27 protein-coding genes and 1 pseudogene are annotated in these 24,589 nt (G+C 43.1%); 2 read left to right on the plus strand and 26 right to left on the minus strand.

Annotated elements, in window-relative coordinates; translation table 11 throughout:
- Positions 1–78 precede the first annotated feature (78 nt).
- Complete coding sequence (locus MKZ15_RS18560; RefSeq protein ID WP_339817320.1) at positions 79–453, plus strand: hypothetical protein; 375 nt, start codon at positions 79–81, stop codon at positions 451–453.
- Between the two features lie 48 nt (positions 454–501).
- On the opposite strand, the gene MKZ15_RS18565 is transcribed toward MKZ15_RS18560, so the two are convergent.
- From MKZ15_RS18565 to MKZ15_RS18685, 25 genes and pseudogenes are all read right to left on the minus strand, one after another.
- Entirely contained in the window at positions 502–891 is a 390-nt protein-coding gene (locus MKZ15_RS18565; RefSeq protein ID WP_193417422.1) for a RidA family protein, read from the minus strand.
- Between the two features lie 857 nt (positions 892–1,748).
- Complete coding sequence (locus tag MKZ15_RS18570; protein ID WP_193417421.1) at positions 1,749–2,231, minus strand: DinB family protein; 483 nt, start codon at positions 2,229–2,231, stop codon at positions 1,749–1,751.
- Between the two features lie 63 nt (positions 2,232–2,294).
- Positions 2,295–2,957, minus strand: a complete 663-nt coding sequence (locus tag MKZ15_RS18575; protein ID WP_339817322.1) for a Type 1 glutamine amidotransferase-like domain-containing protein — start codon at positions 2,955–2,957, stop codon at positions 2,295–2,297.
- A gap of 140 nt (positions 2,958–3,097) precedes the next feature.
- Entirely contained in the window at positions 3,098–4,612 is a 1,515-nt protein-coding gene (locus MKZ15_RS18580) for a serine hydrolase domain-containing protein (protein ID WP_339817323.1), read from the minus strand.
- A gap of 78 nt (positions 4,613–4,690) precedes the next feature.
- Positions 4,691–5,215: a GNAT family N-acetyltransferase gene (locus tag MKZ15_RS18585; RefSeq protein ID WP_339817324.1), complete on the minus strand. Its 525-nt coding sequence runs from the start codon at positions 5,213–5,215 to the stop codon at positions 4,691–4,693.
- 34 nt (positions 5,216–5,249) lie between these two features.
- Positions 5,250–5,717, minus strand: coding sequence for an SRPBCC family protein (locus MKZ15_RS18590; protein WP_339817326.1), 468 nt, complete (start codon positions 5,715–5,717; stop codon positions 5,250–5,252).
- 234 nt (positions 5,718–5,951) lie between these two features.
- Positions 5,952–6,458, minus strand: a complete 507-nt coding sequence (locus MKZ15_RS18595) for a DinB family protein (RefSeq protein WP_339817327.1) — start codon at positions 6,456–6,458, stop codon at positions 5,952–5,954.
- Positions 6,459–7,291: 833 nt separating this feature from the next.
- Positions 7,292–7,798, minus strand: coding sequence for a GNAT family N-acetyltransferase (locus MKZ15_RS18600; RefSeq protein WP_339817328.1), 507 nt, complete (start codon positions 7,796–7,798; stop codon positions 7,292–7,294).
- Between the two features lie 533 nt (positions 7,799–8,331).
- Positions 8,332–8,598, minus strand: a complete 267-nt coding sequence (locus MKZ15_RS18605) for a hypothetical protein (RefSeq protein WP_339817329.1) — start codon at positions 8,596–8,598, stop codon at positions 8,332–8,334.
- A gap of 239 nt (positions 8,599–8,837) precedes the next feature.
- Positions 8,838–9,266, minus strand: a complete 429-nt coding sequence (locus MKZ15_RS18610) for a DUF1801 domain-containing protein (RefSeq protein WP_339817330.1) — start codon at positions 9,264–9,266, stop codon at positions 8,838–8,840.
- 214 nt (positions 9,267–9,480) lie between these two features.
- Positions 9,481–10,515, minus strand: a complete 1,035-nt coding sequence (locus MKZ15_RS18615; protein WP_339817332.1) for a phosphotransferase — start codon at positions 10,513–10,515, stop codon at positions 9,481–9,483.
- 203 nt (positions 10,516–10,718) lie between these two features.
- The gene (locus MKZ15_RS18620; RefSeq protein ID WP_193417412.1) at positions 10,719–11,198 is read right to left on the minus strand and encodes a DinB family protein; all 480 of its coding nucleotides are present in this window, start codon (positions 11,196–11,198) and stop codon (positions 10,719–10,721) included.
- A 34-nt stretch (positions 11,199–11,232) separates the two neighbouring features.
- Entirely contained in the window at positions 11,233–11,616 is a 384-nt protein-coding gene (locus tag MKZ15_RS18625; protein ID WP_339817333.1) for a hypothetical protein, read from the minus strand.
- Between the two features lie 257 nt (positions 11,617–11,873).
- On the minus strand, positions 11,874–12,377 hold the full coding sequence (locus MKZ15_RS18630) for a DUF6886 family protein (protein WP_339817335.1): 504 nt from the start codon (positions 12,375–12,377) through the stop codon (positions 11,874–11,876).
- 230 nt (positions 12,378–12,607) lie between these two features.
- On the minus strand, positions 12,608–13,135 hold the full coding sequence (locus MKZ15_RS18635; protein ID WP_339817337.1) for a YfiT family bacillithiol transferase: 528 nt from the start codon (positions 13,133–13,135) through the stop codon (positions 12,608–12,610).
- A gap of 204 nt (positions 13,136–13,339) precedes the next feature.
- Positions 13,340–14,206 carry an alpha/beta hydrolase gene (locus tag MKZ15_RS18640; protein ID WP_339817339.1) on the minus strand — a complete coding sequence of 289 codons (867 nt, stop codon included), beginning with the start codon at positions 14,204–14,206 and terminating at the stop codon, positions 13,340–13,342.
- A 428-nt stretch (positions 14,207–14,634) separates the two neighbouring features.
- Entirely contained in the window at positions 14,635–14,730 is a 96-nt protein-coding gene (locus tag MKZ15_RS18645) for a putative holin-like toxin (RefSeq protein WP_229752580.1), read from the minus strand.
- Positions 14,731–14,875: 145 nt separating this feature from the next.
- Positions 14,876–15,076, minus strand: a pseudogene (locus tag MKZ15_RS18650) (NUDIX domain-containing protein); the annotation flags it as partial.
- Positions 15,077–15,293: 217 nt separating this feature from the next.
- Entirely contained in the window at positions 15,294–15,854 is a 561-nt protein-coding gene (locus MKZ15_RS18655) for a hypothetical protein (RefSeq protein ID WP_339817342.1), read from the minus strand.
- A gap of 417 nt (positions 15,855–16,271) precedes the next feature.
- On the minus strand, positions 16,272–16,367 hold the full coding sequence (locus MKZ15_RS18660) for a putative holin-like toxin (protein WP_239483764.1): 96 nt from the start codon (positions 16,365–16,367) through the stop codon (positions 16,272–16,274).
- A gap of 425 nt (positions 16,368–16,792) precedes the next feature.
- Positions 16,793–17,329, minus strand: a complete 537-nt coding sequence (locus tag MKZ15_RS18665) for a hypothetical protein (RefSeq protein ID WP_339817344.1) — start codon at positions 17,327–17,329, stop codon at positions 16,793–16,795.
- 171 nt (positions 17,330–17,500) lie between these two features.
- Positions 17,501–18,643, minus strand: coding sequence for a tyrosine-type recombinase/integrase (locus tag MKZ15_RS18670; protein WP_339817346.1), 1,143 nt, complete (start codon positions 18,641–18,643; stop codon positions 17,501–17,503).
- A 129-nt stretch (positions 18,644–18,772) separates the two neighbouring features.
- Positions 18,773–19,558, minus strand: a complete 786-nt coding sequence (gene sdhB, locus MKZ15_RS18675; RefSeq protein ID WP_193417395.1) for a succinate dehydrogenase iron-sulfur subunit — start codon at positions 19,556–19,558, stop codon at positions 18,773–18,775.
- Between the two features lie 12 nt (positions 19,559–19,570).
- Positions 19,571–21,316, minus strand: a complete 1,746-nt coding sequence (sdhA, locus tag MKZ15_RS18680) for a succinate dehydrogenase flavoprotein subunit (protein WP_193417394.1) — start codon at positions 21,314–21,316, stop codon at positions 19,571–19,573.
- A gap of 128 nt (positions 21,317–21,444) precedes the next feature.
- Complete coding sequence (locus MKZ15_RS18685) at positions 21,445–22,116, minus strand: succinate dehydrogenase cytochrome b558 subunit (RefSeq protein ID WP_213623288.1); 672 nt, start codon at positions 22,114–22,116, stop codon at positions 21,445–21,447.
- Positions 22,117–22,400: 284 nt separating this feature from the next.
- Between MKZ15_RS18685 and MKZ15_RS18690 the strand changes: the two genes are divergently transcribed.
- Complete coding sequence (locus MKZ15_RS18690; RefSeq protein ID WP_213623287.1) at positions 22,401–23,312, plus strand: LysR family transcriptional regulator; 912 nt, start codon at positions 22,401–22,403, stop codon at positions 23,310–23,312.
- Between the two features lie 27 nt (positions 23,313–23,339).
- Here the strand turns inward: MKZ15_RS18690 and MKZ15_RS18695 are convergent, their stop codons facing one another.
- The gene (locus MKZ15_RS18695) at positions 23,340–24,587 is read right to left on the minus strand and encodes a cation:proton antiporter (protein WP_339817347.1); all 1,248 of its coding nucleotides are present in this window, start codon (positions 24,585–24,587) and stop codon (positions 23,340–23,342) included.
- Between the last annotated feature and the right edge of the window lie 2 nt (positions 24,588–24,589).

A 24,589-nucleotide genomic window follows, 5' to 3' on the forward strand; every position in this document is an offset into this window, starting at 1 on the left:
ACCCTACTCTATTGGTCTACACCGATTCATAGAAACTGCAATAAGCTATATCAACCTTCAAACAAAGGAGTGATATAGTTGGCAAACAGTGATGTACGTCTTGCACTATGGTCAGGTACTAATTTTTCGGGTCGTCGGATTCTCTTCAGACGCGGTGGGGTTGCAGTCCGCGATCTTGGAGCGTTTCGGTTTAACAACGCGCTTTCAAGCTTTCGACTCAGAAATGTTGTGCAAAGCTCCCAAGTCACACTGGTATTGTTCTCGGGAACGAACTTTCAAGGTTCCTTCCGCGTGTTCCGTGGCAGCCAAAATGTGTCTAACTTGGGCAATTTCAACTTCAACAACGTCACATCTTCGTTCATTTTAGTTGGCCGCAATCTTACGAACTCGGAGATCTCTCAAATCCAAAGCACTGGAAGACCACCTAGAGACATTCTTATTATAAGACAATAGTTATTCTCGAGCCCCAGCCTTAGATAGCTATTATTTAGGGCTGGGCATTCATGTCTGAAAGATGGCTTGCACTTCAATTTCAACGAGCAAGTCGGGATCAATTAAGGCTTTAACCTCAACCATTGTGGCAACCGGCCGAATATCTTTGAAATACTCTCCATGGGCTTTTCCGATCTCCTCCCACTTCGAAATATCCGTTACAAACATTCGAGTCCTCACCACGTTTTCCATCCCTGCTCCAAGCTTTATTAATGCTTCTTCAATTGTTTTTAAAGCTTGTTTCGTTTGTAGATATGCATCGCCTTTACCAATGATTCGGTTGTCCTTCATTGCCGTCGTCCCGGCTACTTCTATGACATTACCGATTCTTATTGCTCTACAATAACCCACTACGGGCTCCCATGGAGAGCCGGTGGATACGCTTATTCTTTCTGTCATGAGTTCCTCTCCCTTCAAAAAACACCCCAACCCTAGATAGCACTTATCTTGGGCTGGGGCGTTTGTGGACTGATCTTCTTCCATGATTATACATCTAAAAACCCATCGGTGATAGGTGCCGTTAGAATATTCTCGCCGATATTATCGCGGATTCTAGTGATTACTTATCCGTAGTTTATCTAGCAACTTATTACTAATGATTTCGAATCCTATAATGGTGAATATGATGAGTAGTAGTAAATTAATCTTGATCCTTAACTCACCATTATGAATGGATCAAAATTGATTTTGAAAATCTATATTTGATTAGTGTGGCCTTCGGGAAGGCTTGGTTAGCTTCCATTTCTCCAGCCCTTTCCATATAGCGAATCCATCATTTGTCCCATTCTTTGAATATCACTCCCAATCGATCTGCTGCTGTGTCTACAAAAGTACTCACAATCTCATCGGTGAAATAATGGGGATTAATTTTAGGCTCTTTAAGTGGATCTTGAAAAAACGAAAATGTCCGATCTCTCCATAACAAGATCTCATTTGAGGATAATAAATCACTAAAATCAAAAGACCTAGCGGCTTTCAACAGTTCCCATACTTCGGTTCTCACGCCTTATGATTATATAGATGAAAGTCCGCTTGATCCGTTTCTCTGCAATATAGCGTTCTGATTTCCTCATTCGTTCAACCTAATTTCGTATTTTTCTCTACATTTTGTAACGACCATCCATTTGTTGATACCTGATCTACTCATGGGCTTCGGGGCTCGTTGAACTTTCCCAACTTCGCACATCGTTTTCCAAGAACCCTAAGTCCCTTGGGCGGGCCGGAACGTGGTTAGGATCGCACTTTACAATCGGTTTTCAACCTATACTTCTCAACTGTTTTTTTAGCAGCATAATCTGTCCAATATGATAGGCATTATGAATACATAAATTTGATACGACTCCCCACCAAGGAGCATAAAAATAGGAAGGGATTTCTTTAGTTAGTTTCAGATCATCGCTCTCCTCAAGCGCTCTATTCCAACTATGAAAGACGGTTTCAAGTCTCTGTAGGGTATTCTTCCACTCAACATCATTTATTGCATCTCGATTCAAGTAAAAAGTATCCTCATTGTTGATTGAGCTATCTAATTCAACATGTTCGTCGTTATATCTCTCAAGCCACTTCTCATTCCAATAAATGAGATGATTCACGATCGACCAAATGGATTGTTCACTTTCATTCTCCCCTGCAGCTTGCGTAGCATCTAAGTCGATTAAGATTTCGTGAAGCGGAATAAACCAGCTCTTATCGTTATAACAAGCATTTAATTGGTCGATGAGAATAGATTTATAACTCATCCGAGTACCTCACTTTTCCTGTATTCCCGAAACGACCCAGCCCTAGATTGCTCTTATCTTAGGCTAGGAGCCAAACAGTTTCCAATGCCCTTCGGAGACAACTTCGACCGCTCCGTCGACCACTTTGATGGCGGTCTCGTCATCAATCGCATACGCCGGCCCCTTCATCCCGGCTGCCCATCTCTCTGCTGCAGCCATCGTGTTATACGGCAGCATCTCGTGGTCCAGGTGCGGAAAGATTGAAAAATCGACCAGTCTCAGCGTGTCATCGCCACCACCGGGTGGAATCCAGCCAACGAAATATTCACCAATGTTCGGTGCCATCACCATGCTCCCGGCACTCAGCCCCACATAAACTGCACGCAGCGACGGCAATAGGTCTGCCAACCCGGATTGCCGCATCCAGTAACAGAGATACAAGGGGTCACCGCCATTCACTAGTAGAACGTCAGTCTCCTGGACCATAGGAACCCAACGCTCTTTATCGATGCTAGGCAACGCGGTGAGCTCAAGCACGCCCATTGACTTCCAGCCCAGTTCGCACATTGGTGTGGTAGATTGTCCGCTGAAGAACTGCCATGCTTTCCCTGCACCTCCGGGTATGGCGTACAACCCAGTAGTAATGCAGAGGGCGCTAGATTCAGAAATCGGTTTGCCCAACAAGTTAATCAACGTATCGTGTATACGCTTGTTTTTAATACCTGCAGATGTGAGCAGAAATTTCATAACTTCATCTCCTTGTCACCGTGTGCGTCTGACGTCAAATCATTGTCTTAACTGGAATTGTATCCCATATTCCGTTTTGTTGCACTATCTAATTCACCTTATCAGAATAAAATAGTATTGCTTCACGAACTCTCACGGCTTTAAACGATCAACGGCCGCGACCGCGAAGCTTTTAGGTCATGAAGGGTTTTAATATTCCTTATTATCGATAAAATGCAATTGAGCGCAGCAAGTCCCATCCAAATCAATATGGAATGTGACATCCACACCCCTATCACGAAATAATCATGGTTTATTAGATAAGGCCAGATCATGACCAATACCAAAAGCATAAATTTTAAGATTAGTGCGATACTGCATGTTGTTTTTATTCTGAACCTTGTCTTTTCATCATGAAGATCTAGCTTGATTCCTCTAGAGAGTTTAATGACTTGAAGACATAAGATAACGACTGCGATTATGGCTAAGAATGAAAATACCAAATCAATTAATAAATACTCGTCATCATACATAAATTTTCTCATCGGATTTCCATTCATATTTTCATATATATTATTAGCAATAAGCGAGGGTGCCGTTGAATTCAGATTTGCCAAAACAAATATGGCCTGCTGCTTATCTAAATCTATAATAACCTTTGAGGAATAATTCGGATTAGCTCCAATATGACTAACAACTCTATTTTTCGTATCAACGCTCCATCCGAATGAATAGTATTGATTTTCATCTATGTATCCAGCAGTTTTGATGTCGACTTGATGAGATTGTTGTATCGCATTCAATAGATGATTTGGGATATCGCCGATCCCCATTTGGGCATTCAACCAGCGTTCCAAATCTTTTGAATTCGTGACCAAATATCCTGCAGCGATATTCCCATAATATCTAGGAGCATCATATTCTAAGCTTCTTCCAAAAAACACGCGATATCCTTTGGTAAGTTGATCAGATTCCTTTTCCTGCCCTGTTGAATAATAACTATCCGTCATCCCTAAAGGAACCAATATGCTTTCAGTGATGTAATCCTGATAACGTTTGCCTGTAACTTTTTCAATAGTCATCGCTAAAATATCATAATTCACGGTAGCATAATGATAGGCTGTCCCAGGATATGTATCTAATGCAATGTCTGAAATAGTATGTATGGTCTTTTCAAGCAAATCCCCTGTAGTGCCTTCTGGAATTAACCGAATACTCCACGGCGGAATTCCACTGGTATGGGCGAGCAACTGAGAAATCGTAATATTCACTTTCTCCCCTTTAAGGGTTGGTTCAAACCAAGGAATATAATCTGTAATAGGGTCGGAGAAAGAGAGATAGCCCTCATTTTCTAATAAAATAATGGCCAAAGCCGTAAGTGCCTTTGTCGTTGATCCCAATTCAAATAATGACTCTTCAGTTACCCTCTTCTTATGATTAACATCTGCATAGCCGAAATTTTGAAATTCGGTCTTGCCCCGCTCTGATACGACCATAGCCACTCCTGGAGTCGCTGATTTGGCCATTATGGTTTCCACCATATGATCCGGATTGTCATAGTTTCCTGTCCTTACCAAACTCCCGAGTTCATCCCAACACACGATAGTAGTAATGATTGCGATAAGTAGGATGACATATCCCGTTGATCTGCCTGTTTTACTTCGTATTTTCTTCATTGTAGTCTCCCTCGTCTGGGCTTCTTCCACGCCCCCACACTGCCTTAAGGGGTCCGAACCCCTTTCTATCGAGTATTCTTAAGAATTCTTGATCCAATATCTTCTTATTACAATGCCATCTTCTTCAATGTAGTCGACATCCGCTCTTCCCCCGTTCTTAAGAATGGTTCGTTCTGATGCGATATTCCAGGCATCACAAACAACTAAGACATCCTCTATCCCAAGTTTCTTCGCTTCAACTAGTGAAAGCCTCAATAAAACCGTGGCATATCCTTTACCTCGTTCTGATGGCCGAATTCCATATCCGATATGGCCACCCGCGTTAAACAAAAACTCAGACAACTCGTGTCTTATATTTACAGCACCCAACACCCGATTTTTATCATCAATCAACCAAAACGTTGAGTCTGAAACCCATCCCTCCGGTAACCCGTCGCCCTTCTCATGATCCTCCAGAAATTCAAGCATTGCCTCAAAACTACTGGGATCTCTACTTATGACCCAAGGTACCATCTCTTCGCCAGACTCTTTCCATTCTTGATAAAAAGACAGGTACTCATCCTTAAGATTTTGATGGGGTTTTACAAGTTTTAAATCACTCATGTCGTTTTTCCTTTTGGAAATTTATTTTAGGCGCCTATTGGTTTACATGGGCATCAGGGGCTTTATCCATGACTAGATTAAGTACGATTTTATGCTCTAAGAAAGCTTTTAGTCCACACAGCACTATCGTAAATCCTCCCATTGAGTCAATACATTGGTTTAAAACCTCATCAGCATTTCCTGCGAATCCGTAGTTTTCAATAGAAACCAATGTCTCATCATTATTTCTTGGGGTAAAGTGCCATTCAATATTAGTTCCATCCGACGATTCCACATGAATACGTTTGTTTTTCTCGATATCTATCACGTGGATTTCATCTGAGACCCCATACATTTCCCATTCCCAAAGTATTCGCTTTCCAATTTCTAACCGATCACTACTTTTAGTGAACCAAAATTTCGTTGTGATCTCTGGGTTAATAAAGGCTTCAAATACCTCATCGACTGGTTTTCGAATAAGCATTTCAGTTCTTACAATTGGTTCTTGGTTTATGGATGCCATGTGATTCTTCCTTTCTCGTAGTTTGTTCGGGCCTTTTTATTTAGTTTTTCCAAGATCTTTATAACGTACTTGTATTTGCAAAACGACCCAGCCTTAGATAGCTCTATCCTAGGCTGGGTCATTTGTTGTCTAAGCTTCTTCCATGATTATACATCTGAACAACCAATGGGGCGAATGCGGCAGCACGATGTGTGAATATGGTGATCTAGGATGTATCCACCTTCTTCGAATAACTCACTTCGACTCATTTATTATTTCTTCTATTTGTCTAATATGTCTTTGTTCATGCAGGTACAGCGATCTTACCCAATCAATTAATAACATATCTTTAAAGACTGGATGTACAAAATGTCTTCTGCTTAGCTCGGTTTGATCTTCCATAGTATTCAATGTTTCCTCTAACTTCCGTCTTGATTGATTTAGTTTTTCAATAAGTTCATCAGCTTCAAAAATATCATCAGTTGGATTAACAATATCAGGGGCTACCCATTTTTTGCTTCTATTAAGTAGAAAATCTAATGGTTTACTTTCTGTGATAAAACTTTCATTATTCTTTAATCCTCGCTTAATAGCCGCCACATAAACTTCTTCTGTCTTAAATAAGTGTTGACCGATCTGACCTATACTCCAGCTCAATGAATCTTTCCGTTGGTTTAATTCATCTTTAGTCAACCTCTTAAGTATTCCCAGTAATTCGTTTCTTGTTTCTCTTAGATTTTGATTGATTTCAAGAAGTTCCATGAAAGTCTCCTTTCCACTATTCTTTGCGGATATTTCGTATAATGTTCTTGTACTCACGACGTTTTCCCTGTTATTGTAAATTCATCCCCGAAAGGGCTGAACGCCTGAAGCGTGATGAACTGGTATCCTACAAACCCGACCGTTTGAGTTCATCGATTGCTTCAGGGTGAAGTGAAACTACTGATTTTAAACTTGTACTGATCCGTTCGATAATGTCTGTTCGCGGTCCATTTCTCCACGCCTCACTTTTGTAGAATGAATCTAGGGTTGAATTCAGTTGGTCCAGGCTTTCAAAAGACCTTATCAAGAAGTACGCATCTGGATCGTGAAGAGAGTTGCCGTAAGCAACAATGTCTATCCCCATTTTATTATGCAACGGAACACTTATCTCTTTCATGATTCTATGAAATTCGGCACCAGTTCCCGGCTTCATTGTATATAGAAGAATCTCAATTATTCTTTTCATATTAGGTTCCTTTCATCTTTATATCTGGCTATATTTGAGTTTCAATGCCCTTAGTTTTACCCGCTAGGATAAGCCAAGTTATTTTTCGATTTCACCAACTGCCAGCCTCCAGTCATTACATCGCACAATATATGAGAAGCCATGCTTACGACTCACCTATTCTACCATATATACCCAGTCATTAACAGAATATTTGTTCGCGTTTTGTGCTTGTATATAGTTTGATGGAATTTCCTACAACGTTTTTGCATTCACTAAACGACCCAGCCCTAGATAACTCTTATCTTAGGCTGGGTCGCTTGTTGTCTGAGCTTCTTCCATGATTATACATCTGACAACCGGGGGGCGATAACACTGCAGCAACGCCTTATATATCTTTCCAACCAAGAGCTATTTCAATTAAGCGATCTTCACCAATTTGAATTTCTTTCTCAGTGATATATTTTCCACCAAGCTTTTTATAGAAATTAACTGCGGGATTTTCCTTTAGAACCCAAAGCATCATAGAATGATAATTCGTTAACTTTAATTCTTCAATAAACCTATTAACAAGCAACTTACCATATCCTTTACTTTGGGCATCTTCCAAAAGATAAATCGCATATAATTCGGCATCATATTCTAAATTAGTTTCTCGGCTCTTCCCCCCACTTAAAAATCCAACAATTTGATTGTTTTCATCTTCTATTACAATAATGACATCGCCATTATTTGAATTGTTAAAAACCCACGTCCAATTTCTAATTCTTCCTTCTAAAGTTAGATTGGATAAATAGGAATCAGAAATAATATTCTTATATGTAGTATTCCAACTTTCTAAATGCACTTTAGCAATTCCTTCAACGTCATTGAGAGAGGCTAACCTAATCTTCATTGAGAATTATCTCTCCTTTAAAAGCATTAGGGCGGTTTATATTCCATTGTGTGTTCGCGGATCCAAGAACCTTAAGTGAGCATAGCGAACGGGTCGTCAGACTTAGCGTGAATGCAATGTTAAAAAGATGTCCCCGCCCACGAAACATTGCGTATTTACTTACATTTGATATTGTTTCTTATGGTATTTGTGATGATATGTATTTTAGTCTATGTTTATCAAAGAGTTTTTTTTCATATGATATGATATATTCTTTATTCACTTCTAGCAGATTAGATATATCGACCGCTAATATTATTGTTCTCACTCGGTTATTTAAATTAACAACAGTTATGTTATTTTCACTTACCTTCTGTATGGTAACTGCTTCCATAGTTGAGGCGCTATATGAATTCCAAAACATGAATAACACTAAAATAACCAAGAGGACCATTCCACTTCTTTTATATGCTTTTATTGCTTATCACTCCTTTCAGTTTCTTAGGTTTAATCCTGTTGATTATTTATAAATTTCTCTTCAAATTGCTTATTTCTCAATTTAATTTCTTCGAGTTTTTCTTTAATAAATCTGAGATCTTTATCAAGTAAATAATTCCACCCAGAATACATAATGCTCCTATCCAATAATTTAGTGTTAAATTTACATGATAATTCTCGGGAGAAAATGAACCAGCGGCAGCAGATTGATATGCTGCAAAACCTATTTTGGGGATTATTTCTTCAACGATCTTAGATATTGTGATAATACTAATACCTAAAATAATAAAGATTAAAGAGAACTTGAATTTAGTGTTTTTCATGAAATTCACCGACCTTGAATTGAGATATTCTACTTGCCCTTCGGGGCTTCCGTCTTACGTTACTGTATCCACCCGTCCCACCGACTTAAGCCCGTAGGGCGGCTGCGCTCGCGCAGTTAATCGGTGCAGATGTGTCCCGGCAACCTCTTCCTCGAATTATCTTCCGGGACCGAGGCGGCTTGTCCGCTGATGCGTGAACACATTGTTAGCTGAAGTCATTGACCTCAATATGATACATACTAAAACTCTTTGGTCGCTTCAATCCATTTATTTACTACTTGTTTTAGACGTTCTTTATTGGTTTCTATTTGCTCCATTGAACTGAATCGAATTGTCGCTCTATCCCCAGCCAACCATTCTAATAGATTCGAGGAGTCCTCAAAGATTGGTTTACCGTTAGCGTATTCTGTAGCTTTCGAACCACAATGAAAAATCAACCTAAAGCCTTTTTTACCATGTAAATTAAAAGTTATTCGATCGTCATGAATATAAAAGCTTGGAGCATTCCATTTGATGTGTTCGGATAACTGATCATTAGATTCCAAAATGATTCTTCTTACATACTCGATTTCAGGCTTTAATGGATGTTCGAGGTTCTCTAGAAATTTCATCACCTGTTCATGACCGGTTAGTTTTTGAGAAAGATTTTTGTCCTTCTTGATTGACATTTTGTCCTCCCTAAAAAGAATGGAATGTTATGTTCTTCTCCCAATGATTTAAGCTAATGTTCTCGTATTTACGAAACGACCCAGCCTTAGATAGCTCTTATCTTAGGCTGGGTCGTTTGTTGTCGGAGCTTCTTCCATGATTATACATCTGGACAACCGAGGGGCGATAGCACCAAAGCGTGATTACTGTATTAGGCGATGCTCAAGCACTTCCTCAAGTTATCCCAATAAAAGTTTTATATGCATTTATTGATTTCAATACCAGTTCTTCATCCTTTACACCATTATGAACAAAAAGCTTAAGTGGAAAAAAGATCCCTTCCATTATTGATATTCTTATATCCTCCATGAATTGATCGTAAGTATATTCACAGGAAATCTTAGTGCAAATTGAACGGTAATAAATCTGAAAAATATGTAAGGTCTCTTCCCCACCATGAAATAAATCATGAATAAATAACATGACCAAGTCTTCTGTACAAAGCCCAACCCTTACTGCTTCAAGGTCAATTATGTACGGCCTTGCATTATCTATTAACGGATACAACATATTGCATACATTCAGGTCACCATGGATAAATGAAGTATGTTGATTATTAGTTATACGTTCAATGTGTTTTTGAGCGTTCTCGCGTAACCTCTGTAGACTTTCCTCATATATTTCAAATTGATCATCTCCAAGGTTATAGGTTTGAGTTTTTCTAAAATGAATATAATCTCTTTCCAAATAACCAATATGTATTAAATATTCCTCTACACTCTGCAAATGCTTGGGGACAGCTAGTTCTCCCCTTCCCCAAGAGACCGCATGAAATTGTGAGATTACATCAATAATGGTTTTAATTTTATTAGTATCAATAGGGGGCTCCCAATCAGCAATATTACGATGTGTCGGTGTTAAATCTTCCATCAACAATATACCTTCATGTCCAACTTGATCATATTCATTGTAAAAAACCTTTGGAATAGAAACATTCTTGCTGGAGTAGTACTTGTAAATAATATTCTCATATGGAACAGACATAGATATCGTATTTTTCTCTAATAATGGAACAATCCTATTGTCTCTTGTGTGTACATCGATTTTACTCAGTGATGCCCGATCTCGAGTAATATTTTCTGTCCTTCTTACATCAAGAACTTCTAAATCATTTTGATTCCTTAATATCTCTAATAATTGATTGTCGTTTAGTGGCATTAAATCTCTCCAATCTTGCTTGAATTTCGACTGAAACGGTTCCGTGTTCACGACGTCCCACCGACTTAAGCCCGTTGGCCGGCTGCGCTTGCGCAGTTAGTCGGCGCGGATGTGTTCGGCTAATTCCGCTTCATCGTATACTGAAATGCCTCATCGAAATGCATCGAGCTCCGGTCCGGACCGAGGGCCGAATGGCCCTATACGTGAATATAGTGTTATCCGAAGGAACCACATCTGCGAATAACTTAAGAAATTTATTTAACTCGAATTAGTTTCTTTAATAACATGATTTGTCCAATATGATATGCATTATGAATACTCAAATTCGAAACAACTCCCCACCATTGAGCATTATAATATTCTGGAATTTGTCTTGTAAGTTTTGATTCATCCGTTTCTTCTAAAACAGTTCTCCAATTACTAAATACTTTCTCAAGTCTAATTAATGTTTCATTCCAACCTAAATCTTCAAATTGATCTGGAGTTAAAGAAAATGTTTCATCATTATTAATAGTATTATTTGATACAAATTCTCCAGCCTTAAATCGCTCAAGCCATCTCTCATTCCAGTAAATAATATGATTCACTATTGAACATATGGATTGTTTATTCTCATTCTCAGTAACTGCTTCGCTCACTGTCAAATCTGCCAGTATATCTGCAAGTGGAATAAACCAACTCTTATCGTTATAACATGCAGTTATTTGATCTATTAAAATTGATTTGTAGGTCATCAAACGATCCTCATCTCTTTAATCATAATTAATACTAACCCAACGCGACAATCAGACTTGTAATAACCATTACAATAGCAACTGGAGCCCATATAGCTCTCTCTCCTTTACTTCTACTGATCAGATTCATAATAGAAGATAATACGGAGAAAGCAACCACAAACCAAACCGCTGAAAGAGAGAATTCATACCATTGATTTACGGCAAGTTCCGATCTGCTTAGAACAATAAGTCCGAGGAATGCAAGCACGACAGCTTGAAATAATGCAATTACTCGCATATAGATAGGGAACCTCCCAGGGTACTTTCCTCCCATCGCAAACCTCCCCCAAGGCGCCCCTAACGCTAAAGCAATTTGAAAAAGAATTACAATTGAGGTTAAGGAGCTAAAGATAATTCCTGATACATTAATGGACATGGTTTAATGTCTCCTTAAAAAAGTTATTAATGGGACTTAGGTCTGTGAGGCCGTGCTCGAATTGCAGATAACGTTCATGTGTTCACGACGCCTTATCACCTTAAGGTCCATAGGACCGGCCGCGATGCGGATAGGCAGTACAGGGTTGTCCGCCTGGCTCCACTTCCCCGAAAATCCTCGGTGCGGACCAAGGGGCACGATAGCGATCCGCAGCGTGAATGCGGTGTTAGGCGATGTTCCTGCCATCTCTGAGTTAGCTACATCACTGCATTTCTTAGTCTTATCATGGAGTAGTTTAAAGAAGATTTTAATACTAAGTCTTTAAGAGGTTTTAGTGAAGGGGTTACTCTAAACTCTATTCCAAGATCTGTGATTGATCCTATTAAGTCATCAATTCGTTCAACATTACTAGGTACAACTGAAACTGAACTTATGTAGTATCCTGCATTAGGCTCATGTAACACGAAATCATCAGGGTTAAAACTATATCGGTATATATGTCCCTTACTGACTTGATCATACCACGCAGACTCTATAGCAATTATTCTTTGTGTTGTTGACATACAAAAAAAGAGGTTTAGATCCGCTTCTGTTGTATACTCTTCAGGCCAGACACATACCCTCGGACACTCCCGAGGAAAGAAATAATGTGGAGCATGAAACACATCTATTGCCCAGACCTTTGCTTCCGTCTCCTCATAAATCATTCTTGGTTCAAATCTTTGTATATCGGGATTATCACTGAAGTGGTATAACTTCACGGTTCCCCTCCTCTCACTTGCAGGAATTTCGCCTAACGTTTCCGTGTTGACGACCCACCACCTTAAGCGAACGATAGTGAGCGGCCGCGACGCAATTAGGTGATGCGGATGTGTCCCGACAATCACTACCTCGACTTATCTTCCGGGACCGAGGCGGCTTGTCCGCCGATGCGTGAACATATTGTTATGCGAAGTTACTGTCATCTTTGAAATACCCACAATAACTCTGTTTACCACGCTTTTCTAATAATTAATGATTCAATCTGAGATATGTGGTGGTGATTGTGCCAAATAAATCTTTGTAGAGCAGTGTCCAAATTAATTAACCCTAATGCTTGAGTTCTGAGTGTCCTCGAGAACTGACCTGAGTCTAACTTGTGGAGTAGTATGTAAAAACGTTTGTGGAGTGATTCTAGAAGCAATAAAGAGATTTCAATATCAGTTTCAAAATAATCATGAAGATCTCCCCATAGATCTTCTCGATATGATGAAGCCGAAGGTTCTATTTCTGTTAATGCCCTTTTAAATCTTAAATAAGCATTCATATCATTATCGGCCATATGGTGGATAATTTGCTGAATTGACCATCCACCATTCCGATATGGCGTTTGGAGTTGGTCGATCGTTAAGTGTGATATTAGGTTTCGAAGCTTAGGTATAATTAATAAGATTTGATTAATGAACTTATCCCTGTCCTCTTCAGAGAATATGAGTGCCGGTTGAAATTGACCAATAGGGTATCGTGTTTTATCAATCATCTATGAATCACCTACTTTCAAATCTATACAGTAATTTCGCATAACGTTTTTGTATTCACGAAACGACCCAGCCTTAGATAGCTCTTATCTTAGGCTGGGTCGTATGTTGTCTAAGCTTCTTCCACGATTATACATCTGACGACCAAGGGGCGATAGCCCCGCTGCGTGAATACGGTGTTAGCTGAAGTTTGGTTCTAATTCGAATCACTTACATAAATGTGTTTTTAAGAAATCTACAACTTCTATAAACGCTCCTTGAACCTTGGGATCTTCAAAATCATGATCGAAAACATGATCTGCGCCTTCAATTGTTATTAATTTTGTCTCGATTCCTATTCCTTTGAGCTTCTCATACATTTTTACAGATTGTTCATATGGAACATCTGTATCTTGGTCACCGTGTAGAAATAATGTAGGTGGGTAATCATTTGAAATATTATTTATTGGATTATATTGCATTAATTTATTCAAATCGTAGTTAGGATCCATTTTAGTTACTTCTTGAACCCAAACACCTTGTTGTCGACAATAATAATAAAAGTCAATCCTATCCCATTTACCATCTGTTGTTTCCTCAAAACCTATGTTCTCTATTGCCTTACTTCTACTTATCATCGGTTTCTTGCAGTAATACTCACTTGGTTCTGTGTACCATGTGCCTAGAATATCACCGTATCCATAAAATGAAATAATAGCTTTTGGTTTATAGTCCATTGTACCAGTCAATAAACTCAGGTACCCACCTGCTGAACTCCCCATAACTGCAATATTATCAATGTCAAAATCATACCATTCAATAGCTTTAGTTCTTACCCATTCAATTGCATCTCTAATATCTTCAATAATTATTTCAAATTTAGTTTCAGGTGCTAGGCGATAATCAATATTAATCAAACTAAACCCTGCATTTGTTAAATACTCAATTTGTGCAGTCGGTAACCATTCTCTTGTCCCAAAAATTAAAGCGCCGCTATGAATATATAATATTACAGGAGTATCAGTGCCTTGGTAATAGATATCTGCACTAATAGAGCAGTTATCTATTTGCTTATAAATCCTTGTTTCTTTCATTTTCTCCCCCCCAAAAATGGTTAACCGAATTACAGCTAACGTTTTTGTATTCACGAACCCTCACTGGCTTAAGCGGGCAAGCGCGGGTCCGACGGACTTAGCCAATGCAGGGCTGTCTGCTGAGTTCGCTTCCTCGAAAATCCTCTTGCAGACCAAGGGACCGTCAGGTCTCGCCGTGTGAATACGATGTTATAGGATGTTTCGGCCCTCTTCGATATCTCATTCAATTTACTTCACACAGGTTTTTATACAAAGTTTTTATACATTCCATTTTCTTGGTTTTCAGTCAATTCAGTATATGTTATGATCGTTATAAGAAAACCGAGTGCGTCAACACTCGGCTATACAATTGGCTTGGATGGTTTATTCCCCTCTAAGTCATTTAAGGAACAAAACCCACCTTCGGCCGTCAACCTTGGGGTGGGTTTTTATTTTCTCTTGTTGTTGGAATTAATGTATGTTAAGAGGGCAAGGATAAACGTTCCGAATAGGAACATTATTGTCAATGCATCTTTAACCTCCATGGCTTCACCTCCTTTCGAAGGGAAACCATGCCCACCCAAGATTCAATTGTACTTCCTTATTCTACCACAAATAACAACTCGTTAATAGAATGTTTGTTCGTGTTTTGTGTTTGAATATGTTTTGCGGGAATTTCCTATAACGTTCCTCTTCAAAAAGTTCCCGTTTTGCAACTTCTTTCATTTCTTCCCCAGGTTCCATTGAACCTCCCGGTAATCCCCACAAACCATTATCTGTTCTTTGTTGTAATAATAATCGACCTTCACCGTCTATAAGAATCACACATGCTCCTGCCATAATTATAGGATGTGTTCCTACTAACTCTCTTATTTGTCTTATGTAATTCAAAATCTTCACGTCCCTTTTGAATCTTCATTTGTCTTACATGTTTTTATTAATACATATCCCCGATTTCACTTAACGTTGTTGTATTCACGAAACGCCCCAGCCTTAGATAGCTCTTATCTTAGGCTGGGGCGTTTGTTGTCTGAGCTTCTTCCATGATAATACATCTGGACAACCGAGGGGCGATAGCCCCGATGCGTGAATACTGTGCTATGTGAAGTCATCGACTTCTTGAAACAACATTCATGTTGTTCGTTAAAGCATGCTTACTTTGATAATTATCAATTAGTTTCATACCAGTTATACTTTTGATATGGTCTTTGACTTCTTCAATTTTTGTAATTATTGAGGTAGATATCTTCTCAACTTGAGATATCCACATTTCATCTCCTCCTGCAACAAGGAGAGCAACATTGATTGCAGGTGACGAAATGGATAGCACTTCTCTTAATTCTTCAATTGTCTTATCGTGTAACCATATTTCATTTTCTTCGAAGGTATGTGTAAACTTCTCTAGTTCAGATAAAGGTCCAAATTTCTCTGGTTCTTCATGCTCAACAAATTCATTACCATATTCAACAAACTTTCTAAAGTAATTTTGATATTGTATTAAAGCTTTATACATTATGGCATAAGAGTTCTGTCTCTGGGTGTAGTTGGCCATTATAAATCTTTCTTTCTCGTCTTTATTTCTTTTGAAATATGTAGACACCTCACTTAAGAAGAATCCTAATATTGTTCCCCCTATACCAATTATTGAGGTTAGGACTTCAGTCTTCATTTTGATACTTCATTCCTTTCGATGATTTCACATAACGTTTCCGTATTCGCGACGTCCATTCCCCTTAGATAGCTCTTATCTTAGGGGAATGGATGTGTCCGCAGATTCAACTACTTGAAAATGCATCTGCGGACCGAGGGGCGAATGCCCCGATGCGTGAATACTGTGTTAGACGAAGTTAACGCTTCTTCGAATTACTCACAAAATTCCTTTGATTCCTTTAACAGGTCCTTATTTTTTTTAAAATGTTTTACTTATCTCTATTTGTTCACTTCTTTTTCCAATTGTGTTATCATATTTTTAAAGAAGCCGAGTGCGGCAAACACTCGGCAAAACAATTGGCTTGGATGGGATTATCCCTTCTACAGTCGAAAAGGAATAAGAACCCACCTTTGGCGCTAACCTTGGGGTGGGTTCTTACTTTCTCTTGTTGTTATTACTGATGTATGTTAAAAGAGCAAGGATAAACATTCCGAAAAGGAACATAATCGTTATTGCATCTTTTACTTCCATAGTATCACCTCCTCTCGAAGGGATACTATGCCCACCCAAGATTCAATTGTCTTTTACTATTCTACCATGATATACCAGTAAAATGAGGAACGATTGTTCGGGTTTATATAAGTCTTTCTAATGTTTAAATCTCGTTAATTTCGTCTAACGTTCTCGTATTCACGAACCCGAGAGGCTTAAAGGAGCAAATGCGACTGGGTCCGTCAGGACTTAGCCTCGCAGTGGTTGATTGCCTGAGTCCTCTTCCTTGCTTCCTACTATCTGGCAATCCAAGGAGCCTTCAGGCTACGTAGCGTGAATACATTGTTAGACGAAATTCACTTCTTCAATGAATAAGCTTACAAAATAGGAATTGTCTCTAAATTCTCGTACCTATTAAATAACGTATAGAAAACGCCTTCTATATAATTGTATACTTCATTAAATTATTGTTTTAGTGCTATGTAATCAATCCCATAATTATGTTCTTCGTCACCTATTAATTGCGCTTCTTTGTACTCTTTATCAAAAGGATATCTAAACATCATTGAAGTTGAATCTATCTCATGCAATTCCATAACAGCTGCTTTCATTAATTGTAATGGGCTTTTGTCCTTTTTAATTGCTTCTTTCAAATACTCAGGAATAATATTTTCAACTTTATTCCACAAAGTAAATAAGCTATGCCCTTGAAGTTTATCTTGTATCTTCTCTCTAGACATACTTCTATCCATTAAATAATGTGTTAACAAGATAGCTTTTAGAATCAATTCAGTTGCATGGCGATATAAAAAGATACTCGGAATAATTACTTCATCAGCTCTATTATTGTAATTATCCGCAATAGTATCTATGAGCAGATCCCCGCTCTTCTTGTACATCTCTGAGTAAGTTTTAAATTCCCAACTTGAATAGTTGCTTCTTCTCCAATTCGGATATGCGTTTTTCTTAATGTCCGGGTTACGTTTAAATAATACTTCCACGATATGACCCTCCAAATAAAAGTTTTAAGTGAATTTCGTCTAACTCCCCTATCTCTGCACGTCGCAAACCTCTCCCCATTCAGGTGATTTGCGCACTCCGTTCATACCCCCTTAATTATACCTCCATTTCTTGATTTTGTATTTCCGAATCTGCTCCCTTACTTGAATCTGCTACTCCCCCCTCTCATCACGCAAAATCCGATCCAGTGGGCTCTGAATACGCTTGAGGTTCTTGGTGCTGACGTGGGTGTAGCGTTCGGTGGTGGAAGGGTTGGCGTGGCCCAGCAGCTCCTGGATATAACGGAGATCGGTGCCGTTTTCAAGCAAATGGGTAGCAAAAGAATGCCGCAGGACATGAATGCCGACCTGCTTCATGACGCCCGAAGTTTGCAGGGCTTCCTTAAATACTTTTTGCAAGGAACGCTGATGCAAATGGCTCCCCGGATGCTGCCCCGGAAATAACCACAACGAGGTGGAAAGCCGCTCGGCTTTCACATATTTTTTGATCATGTCCCATGCCGTTTGCGACAGTAACGTGTGTCTGTCTTTTTTGCCTTTTCCTTGCCGGACTCGAAGGATGCCGCGTACCGGGTCGATATCCGTAATCCTCAAACGGACGACCTCGCTCACTCGCAGCCCTGAGGCGTAGGCCAGATACAGCATCGTGCGGTGTTTCAGATTCGTTGGCGCTTGGATAACGCGCAGTACTTCCTGCTCCGATAGGATATAGGGCAGTTTTTTCTCCTTTTTCGGTCGGATATATTTCGCCTGTTCGGAAGGTTGTTTGAACACCTCGACCGTCATAAAACGCAAAGCACTGATCGCTTGATTGACATAGGCTGGGGAATGTCCTTGCTCAAGGAGCTGCAACGCATACTGTTTTGCACGGGACGAATCGATGATCGCGGATTCAAATTTCTCTTCTTTGTGGGTTCCTGGGCTTTTTACCTCCAAATAACCAGCCAAGTTCTGCAAGTATCGCCGGACATGGCCGCGGTAGGCTTTACTCGTTTTGAGGCTATATCCTTTCAACTTGAGTGCGGAGGTCAGCTTCCGTTCCAATGTGAGCATAAGTTGCTCATCCTCCGTTACTTTTGGGGATAAGGTGAGTCCATCGATAGTAATCTCCGTTTCCGGAAAGCATTCGGCCAATTGACGAAGTGTCTCCTCCGTGCAAGGAAAACGCCAGAACTTCTCGTTAGGATCCCACTTCCCACCCCCAATCGCACGCAGCTTGTCTACACCCTCTCTTGAGAACTCAGTCAATTTCACAGAAACCTGATCATGTTCGATTCGATGAATATGAATGTACATCCCTGATTCCCTCCTATTTTCTGTCTAGCACGAAAAAAAAGAGACAGCCCTCTCTCGAGGTCTGTCTCCGATTCTTTCGGATGAAATGCGGATCCTTTTTCGGTATCTATCAATCCGGGTCCGGCTTTATTACTGAGTGAACCACGTTTTGAACATATGTTTCGTGGTCGCTTTGTTCATTTCAGCGATAGAGGTGGTCAGCGGGATGCCTTTCGGGCAGGCACGAACGCAGTTTTGCGAGTTGCCGCAGCCTTCGATGCCGCCTTCCTCCATCAGCGCTTCCAGGCGCTCATCGGCGTTCATCTCGCCGGTCGGATGCGCGTTGAACAGGCGCACTTGGGAAATGGCCGCCGGTCCCATAAAGTCCGTCTTCTCGTTAACGTTCGGGCAAGCTTCCAGGCAAACGCCACAGGTCATGCACTTGGACAGCTCATACGCCCATTGGCGCTTCTTCTCCGGCATCCGCGGGCCTGGTCCGAGATCGTACGTGCCGTCGATCGGAATCCACGCTTTCACCTTCTTCAGCGCGTTAAACATCCGGCTCCGGTCGATGACCAGGTCGCGCACGACCGGGAATGTCCGCATCGGCTCAACGCGAATCGGCTGCTCCAGGTTGTCGATCAAGGCTGCGCAAGCCTGGCGTGGTTTGCCGTTGATCACCATCGAGCAGGCGCCGCACACTTCCTCCAGGCAGTTGGACTCCCAGCAGACCGGCGCGGTATTCTCGCCTTTCTCGTTCACCGGGTTCCGCTGGATTTCCATCAAGGCGCTGATCACGTTCATGCCGGGACGATAGTCGAGCTCGAACTCTTCCGTATAGGATTTCGAGTTCGGATCATCCTGGCGCGTAATGATGAATTTGACTTTTTTGGCCGTAAATTTTTTGGCCGATACATCCGTTTCCGCCATTGCCATGGGGTTCCCCTCCTATTTGTCCTTCGAGTAGTCGCGAATCCGCGGCGGGATCAAAGAGACGTCGACCGGTTCATACGAAATCTGCGGGCCGTCCGGCGTCCAAGATGCTTTGGTGGTCTTGAGGAATTCCTCGTCATTCCGATCCGGGAATTCCGGTTTGTAATGCGCGCCCCGGCTCTCGTTGCGCAGCAGTGCACCCAGCGTCATGGCCTCGGCCAGCTCCAGCATGTTCCACAACTGACGGGTAAACGCCGCTCCCGTATTATTCCAGCGAGACGTATCGTTGATGTTGATGTTCTTATAGCGCTGCTTCAATTCCTTGATTTTGCCGATGGTCGCTTCCAGTCTATCGTTATGACGTACGACCGTCATGTTCGCCGTCATCCATTCGCCGAGCTCTTTATGGATCACATAAGCGTTTTCCGTGCCGTTCATCGCCAGGATGCCTTCGTATTTCGTCTCTTGCGCCTTGCGAGAGCTTTCGAATACGGCTGGGCTGAGGTCTTCGGTCGATTTTTTCAAGCCGCGGAGATATTCCACCGCTTTCGGTCCTGCCACCATCCCGCCGTAAATCGCCGAGACAAGCGAGTTGGCGCCAAGCCGGTTCGCCCCATGGTATTGGTATTCGCATTCGCCCGCTGCAAACAAGCCGGGAATATTGGTCATCTGATTGAAATCGACCCACATGCCGCCCATCGAATAATGGACTGCAGGGAAGATTTTCATCGGAATTTTACGCGGGTCGTCGCCCATGAATTTCTCATAAATCTCAATAATGCCGCCGAGCTTCACATCGAGCTCTTTCGGATCCTTGTGAGAGAGGTCGAGATACACCATGTTTTCGCCGTTAATGCCCAGCTTCTGGTCCACGCATACGTGGAAAATCTCCCGTGTCGCGATATCCCGCGGTACGAGATTGCCGTAAGCCGGGTACTTCTCCTCAAGGAAGTACCAAGGTTTACCGTCCTTGTAGGTCCAGATCCGTCCGCCTTCGCCGCGCGCCGATTCTGACATCAGCCGCAGCTTGTCATCGCCCGGAATGGCCGTCGGGTGAATTTGGATGAACTCGCCGTTCGCATACGTCACGCCTTGCTGATACACCGCACTGGCCGCCGTCCCTGTGTTAATGACCGAGTTCGTCGTTTTGCCGAAAATAATCCCTGGCCCCCCCGACGCCAAAATCACGGCATCCGAAGGGAACGTCGTGATTTCCATCGAGCGCAGGTTCTGTGCCGTAATCCCGCGGCAGACGCCTTCATCGTCCAGCACAACCGAGAGGAACTCCCAGTTTTCGTATTTGGTGACCAGCCCGGCTGCTTCATGGCGGCGTACCTGCTCATCCAATGCATACAGCAGCTGTTGTCCGGTCGTCGCTCCGGCAAACGCCGTACGATGGTGCTTCGTCCCGCCAAACCGGCGGAAATCAAGCAAGCCCTCCGGCGTGCGGTTGAACATCACGCCCATCCGGTCCATCAGGTGAATAATGCCGGGCGCTGCCTCACACATCGCCTTAACGGGCGGCTGGTTAGCCAGGAAGTCCCCGCCGTATACCGTGTCGTCAAAATGCTCCCAGGGCGAGTCGCCTTCCCCTTTCGTATTGACGGCTCCGTTAATGCCGCCTTGCGCGCACACCGAGTGGGAACGTTTCACCGGCACGAGCGAAAAGAGCTGCACCGGTACGCCCGCTTCGGCCGATTTGATCGTAGCCATCAGGCCGGCCAGGCCGCCGCCAACGACGATTAAGCTTTGTTTAGCCATTCTATTTCAACTCCTAAAAGTTTTGTGAGCATTACATCAACGAGTTCACTACGAACAAAGCTTGCTTCGTAAGCATCCGCTTCGTTTTGTGAGCGTTACATCAACGAGTTCGACCTTCAGATATCAACCTAAGCCAGCCAAGCCTTCGCCGTCTCAAGCAAGGCCGTACCTTCCGCCTGGAACTCGGCCCCGCGGAAAGCGAACAGCGACCAGACGAACATAACCGCGACGATAACGAACAAGCCCATGCAAATATTAGAGGATACGCGCTGTGCTCGCGGCCCCACCGTCACGCCCCAGCTGACGAGAAACGACCATAAGCCATTCGTCAAGTGGAATGCCGCAGACACAACCCCGATCACATACAACGTGAAGAAAATCGGATTGTTGACGATATCATGCATCACACCGCCCAATTCTTCATGCGTGACATTGCCCAACGCCACCTGAACACGCGTTTCCACTACATGCCAAATGACGAAGACAAACGCGATGACGCCGGTAATCCGTTGCAGTAAATAACGCAGGTTGCGTTCGGTCGGGAACCGTCCGTTGTTTGGCTTCGCCTGAAATGCGATATACAGTCCATAGACTCCGTGATACAGGAGCGGCAGCCATATCCCGAAGATCTCCAAGACGAGTACGAGCGGGAGGCTGTTTAAGAATGCCACGGCCTCCTTGAATCCTTCGCTCCCGCCTTCAACCGCCGAAAAGTTGGTGATCATGTGCTCCAGCAGGAAGAATCCCAGCGGAATGACGCCCAGCAGTGAGTGCAGTTTTCTGGAATAAAACCCTTTCATAAGTGCGTGTACCCCTTTCTCATTCCATCATCCGTTTCAACTTACACTTCTTCATTCAAGAATCGACCTTACGGGGCGCAGATATTGTATATGATAATTACCACACCGCGGTCGGTAAAACCCCTTTGTACCAAAAGTAACATGTGAACAACTTGTGTCACTTTTCATGTTACTCCTTTTTATCTTATAATGGAATTGCAATATATTTATTAATCATTATAACGAATTCACATATGCGTGCCTGTCGAATCATGTCATTCGCCCAGAAAAAGGAGGTCACCCCCATGCTGGAAGAACTGCTGGTGTTCACCACCGTTGTAGAGCAATCCAGTTTGAACAAAGCATCCAAGCTGCTGAACCTGTCCCAGCCGGCCCTCTCACGGAAAATTGCCAAATTAGAAGAGGAGTGGGGAGTCTCCCTGTTTCATCGCAAAGGAAAGAGGCTCGAGCTCACCCGGGTTGGCCAGGAGGCTTACCAATACGCGCTAGAGCAGCGCCAACGCCATCAGAATTTCCTGCAGTCGGTATCCCGCTTCAAAGCGGCCGAGCGCCGTATCGTGACATTAGGCGCCAGTTTGACGACGATCCAGACCACGCTCCCACCCCTTGTGACCGCGCTGATGGAGAAGTTCCCGGACATCGAGTTGAAGCTCGTCACCGGCAAAACTCACGAAATCGTCTCTTACGTCCGCGACAAAAAGGTAGATATCGGCGTCGTCGCCTCTATGGTGAACGAGACCGGCTTGAAATGCCTGCCTTTATTTAAGGACCACCTCGAGCTGGTCGTGCCCAAGGGGCATGCGCTGGCCGCTGCCGGGCAGAAACGCCGCCTCGTGATGGACGATTTGAACGGTCGGCCGATGATCGTCTTTTCCAAAGGGACATGGTACCGCAGGCTGATCGACGACTTGTTTGGCCGCTACAGCATCCTGCCCGACATCCGTATGGAGATCGATTCATTTGAAGCGATCGTGCGCCTTCTGCCGATTTGCAAAGCGGCTGCCCTGCTGCCTAAATCGTACCTGCGCATGCCACTGCTGAGGGATAACGGTTTGCTCACCGTGCCGATTCCCGAGCTGGCTCAGACGCGCCGTGAAACCTGCCTTGTCTACGGCGACAAATCGGAGCTGACGAGCGAAACGAAGGAATGGATCTCGCAAATCCGCGAAACCCTCGTCAAGGAACTACCGCTCTGATAACAGAAAAAACGCTGCGCTCCCGACTCAAGGCTTCGGGAGTTCAGCGTTTTTGATTTCCAAACCCAGCTTGCGGGCGACCCACCCGGTGGTGCTCGCCTGAATGAGAATCGTCAGCACGATCGCCATAAATGCGATCGCCGTAATGACGTTGGCATGCGCGATGCCCATGCCTGCGATCATACCGGACAACGCCGCGGGGATCACCCCCGTCTCACGTACCCAGCACATGAAGAGCAGCTCGCGCCAAGTCCATTTCACCTTACGGTCAGGCCAGGCACATAGCAGAATCGACAACGGTCTTGCCACGAACATCAGAATCAGGACGGCGCCAAGGCTTGGCCAGAAATAATGGCCGAGCGTGCCAAAATTCACTTGGCTGCCCAACAGCACGAAGATCAGCATCCGCATCATGACCGTGATATTTTCCGCAAAGGAACTCATTTCCGTATGATTTTCCTTCAAGGATAAACCAAAGGTCTCTGCGTTCCCCCAGATGACGCCGGCGACGAAGGTGGCCATAAACCCACTGACGTGAAGCAAATCACCTATTAAATAGGAAGATAAGGCACCTACGATCATCACGATGGTCGCGTAGCTTCTCAGAAATCCATGCCGGGCATGGCCGGCCAGGTATGTTAAGATACCCGAGACCACGAGGCCAACCAATATACCTCCCAACGCCGTTTTGACAAACTCCCAAGACATTGCGCCAAAGTGGAGTGCCCCCCCGCCGGCTACCGCAGCCAGCAGCGAGAAAGTCAGAATGGAGCCGGTCGCGTCATTAAAGGCAGATTCGCTTTCGACCGTTTCCCGGACCCTCTCCTTAATCTTGACTTGCTTGAATACCGGAATGATAGAGGCCGGATCGGTCGAGGCGATCACCGCTGCCCCCAAGAAGGCAAAGATCCAATCGACCCCAAATAGGAAATGAATGCCCCCTCCGACCACGAGCGTCGATATCAACACGCCCGGCACGCTGAGCAGGGACAACGTGATCCAGACTTGGCGCAGACCGCTAAGCCGCAAATTTCTCCCGCCGTCAAACAGGATCAACGCGGATCCAACCGTTAGGATTAACTGGTTGACCAAGGAGCCACTGGATTCGTGGATCAGCTTAAGTCCGGGACCCAGCAGCATCCCGACGGCGATAAACACCGCAACATCAGGCAGTTTAAGCCAGGCGGCGATCTTTCCGGAGATCATCCCCACGCTAATCACGAATAAGATTAAGATCAAAAAATGATGAATCGCTTCAGTTGCCGACGATTCCATGA

Source organism: Paenibacillus sp. FSL R7-0216 (assembly GCF_037969915.1).
Taxonomy (GTDB): domain Bacteria; phylum Bacillota; class Bacilli; order Paenibacillales; family Paenibacillaceae; genus Fontibacillus; species Fontibacillus rhizolycopersici.